At 76.8% G+C, this 3,006-nt stretch carries 2 protein-coding genes; both read right to left on the bottom strand.

The window, feature by feature from the left end; all coding sequences use genetic code 11:
- Positions 1-568, bottom strand: a 568-nt coding sequence (locus tag ACLBYE_RS30090; protein ID WP_447696967.1) for a pentapeptide repeat-containing protein, incomplete at its 3' end; no start/stop codon positions are given.
- A partial coding sequence (locus ACLBYE_RS30085) for a condensation domain-containing protein (RefSeq protein WP_447696966.1) occupies positions 565-3,006 on the bottom strand: 2,442 nt, incomplete at its 5' end. The genes ACLBYE_RS30085 and ACLBYE_RS30090, both read right to left, overlap by 4 nt.

The raw sequence follows: 3,006 nt of genomic DNA, 5'->3' as shown, positions 1-3,006 counted from the left end.
CGGCGCCGGGCGCCGCGTCGTCCGCGCAGGCGGCCGCGACCTCCGACAGGACGCGGTCGAGGCTGCCGGCATCGACCGCGAGGGCGCTGGCGACGAGGCGCAGCCGCGGCGTCGCGCCCGGCAGGAGGACGGCCGCGAGGGTCTGGCCGCGCTCCGGCGCGAGGCCGACGGTCCCGACGTCTCCCTGCGGCGCGCCGGTATCGAGCGGGATAGCGGGCGCGCCGGCCTCGGCCTGCCGCAGGCCGCGGAAGCCCGGTTCGCGCACGAAGGCGGTGCGCAGGGCGTCGTGGCGGGCGGCGACCGCGGCGAGGCCGCGGCGGAGGCGGTCCGCCTCGACCGGCCCGGGCAGGTCGATCTCAGCGACGAGGTTCGGCGCGGTGCCGGTCTCGTCGAGGCAGGCGCGCTGCTCGGGGGTCAGCGCCCGGGTCGGCGCCGCCGCGAGGGAGGCCGGCGCCCCGGTCATCGCCGCGCCGGTCATTGCCGCGCCGGTCATCGCCGCGCCGGTCATTGCCGCGCCGGTCATTGCCGCGCCGGTCATTGCCGCGCCGGTCATCGCCGCGCCGGTCATGCCGCCGCTCCCGTGACCGCGCCGCGCTCGACCATGTCGCCCATGGCGACGACGATCCGGCGAGGCCCCTCGTAGGGGTCGCGGGCATGGGCGGCGAGCATGTTGTCGAGCATCACCACGTCGCCGGGGCGCCAGTCGAAGCGCACGGCGATCGCCTCGTAGAGGCGGCCGACCTCGTCCATCACCGCGTCCTCGATCGGCGTGCCGTCGCCGTAGAGCACGTCGCGCGGCATCCGCTCCGGCCCTACGAGGCCGAGGAGGTCGGCGCGCACCTCGGGGTCGAGGCAGCGCGGGTGGTGCAGCTGCACCTGGTTGAAGAACGACTTCTCGCCGGTCAGCGGGTGGGTGATCACGGCCGGGCAGCGCGTGCGGGTCTGGAGCGTGTCCGCGTCGAGCCAGGCGAAGTCGACGCCCTCGGCCCGGCAGCGGGCCTCCACGGCCGCGCGATCCTCGGTGTGGAAGAACCGGCGCCAGTCGACGTCGAAGCGCTCCGTGAAGGTGCGGACGTAGATCAGCCCCAGGCGCTCGAAGCGGTCGGCGATCGCCTGCGGCAGCTGCCGGTACAGCGCGCGGCAGTCGACGATGGGCGTCGCGCCGCCCACCGGCGACGGCTGCTGGCAGAAGAACCACTGCTTGCGCGGCCAGGCATGCAGGTGGCTGCTCTCGTTGTGGTAGAGGATCATCTCCCGCTCGGGGTAGGGCGTCGAGCGGTAGGTGTTCTTCCCGCCCTCGTTCTTGGGCAGGTCGCCGTACCCGCCGTAGAGGCCGGGCTGCAGCGCCTCGGCGAAGGCCTCGAATTCCTGCGGGGTCGCGATGCCGAAGCCGCGCAGCAGCAGGCCGGCGTGGCGGCGCAGCTTGCCCTCGACCCAGTCGCGCTGGGCGGTCGCCCAGGCCACCGCGTCGACGTCGGCCGACAGCGGCTCGATCACGAGGGGGAAGTCGCGCCCGGGCGCCAGGGTCGAGAGGCGGGCCGGCTCGCCCGCGGCGGCGGCGGGTTTGCCGGCGCCCAGTCCCTTGAGCTTGTCGAGCTTCGCTTCCAGCCGGCCGGCGCGCGGGAGCGTTGGGGCGGTGTTCGACATGACGGGGTCCTCCGGGTCTCGTGAGGGCGGGAGCGCGGGCAGAAGGTCGGGCAGGCCGGGCAGCAGGGTCGGGAGCGGGGCCGCGGGCGCGGCGGCTGCGGCGGCGAGCAGCGTCGCGTAGGCCTCCGCGAGGCGCGCGACGCGTTCGGGGGTGAACAGGGCCGTGGCGAAGACCCACTCGGCCGCGATCCCGCCCCCCGGCGCGGGCGGGTCGAGGAAGAGCGCCATCTCGAATTTCGAGCCGTGCGCGCTGGCCGCCCGGGCCTCGGCCGCGAGCCCCGGGACCCCGAAATCGCCGGGCGGCGCGTTCTGCATCACGAACAGGGCCTGGACGAGGGGTGGCCGGGCGCGGGCGCGCGAGATGTCGAGGGCGTCGACGATCCGGTCGAAGGGCAGGGTGGCGTGCTCGAAGGCGGCGAGGACATCCTCGCGGACGCGCTCGATCAGCGCGGCGAAGGACGGGGCGCCGTCGAGGCGCGCCCGGATCGGCAGCACGTTGACGAAGAAGCCGATCAGCCCGGCCAGCTCGGGGTGCGGCCGCCCCGCGACGTCGGTGCCGACGACGAAGCGTTCGGCCCCGCTCAGCCGATGGAGCAGGGCCTGGAAGCCCGCGAGCAGCACGACGAACGGCGAGGCGCCGCGCGCCCGGCCCAGCTCCGCCAGGCGGGCGACCAGCGACCCCGGCAGTTCGAACCGGACGGAGCCGCCGGCCTGCGACGGGACCGCCGGCCGCGGCCGGTCCGTCGGCAGGGGCAGCAGGGCGGGCACCGCCGCGAGGTGCCCGCGCCAGAACGCGGTCTCGGCCGCCGCCGCGCGCGCGACGGCCGCCCGGTGCCAGCGCGCGAAGTCCGCGTACTGGACGGGGAGGGGCGGCACCTCCGCGCCGCGATAGGCGGCCCCGAGTTCGGAGAGCAGCACGCCGACCGACCAGCCGTCGCCGACGAGGTGGTGGAGGGCCACGACGAGGCGGTGATCGTCGGCGGCCAGGCGCAGGAGCCGGGCGCGCAGGAGCGGCGGCACGGCGAAGTCGAACGGCGCGGCGGCCTCCGCGGCCTCGCACGCGGCGACCCGGATCTCGCGGGCGCCCGGATCGAGGCCGGTGAGGTCGTCGACGGGCACGTCGAGGGCGACCGCCTCGGCGATCCGGGGCTCCGGAAGGCCGTCCTCGCCGGTCGGATAGCCGGTCCGCAGCACAGCGTGCCGGGCGACGACCCGGCGCAGGGCCGCGGCGAGCCGGTCGGGCTCCAGCGGGCCTCCGAACCGGATATGTCCGACCATGACGTAGGCGCCGCGCCCGGCCGGGTCGCCGAGCCGCTCGGCCAGCCAGAGCCGCCGCCGGGCGGGGGGCAGCGGGGGGGG

Source organism: Methylobacterium sp. A52T (assembly GCF_053346095.1).
Note: the sequence above shows the minus strand (reverse complement) of the source record. Positions and strands in the feature narration are given on the sequence as shown.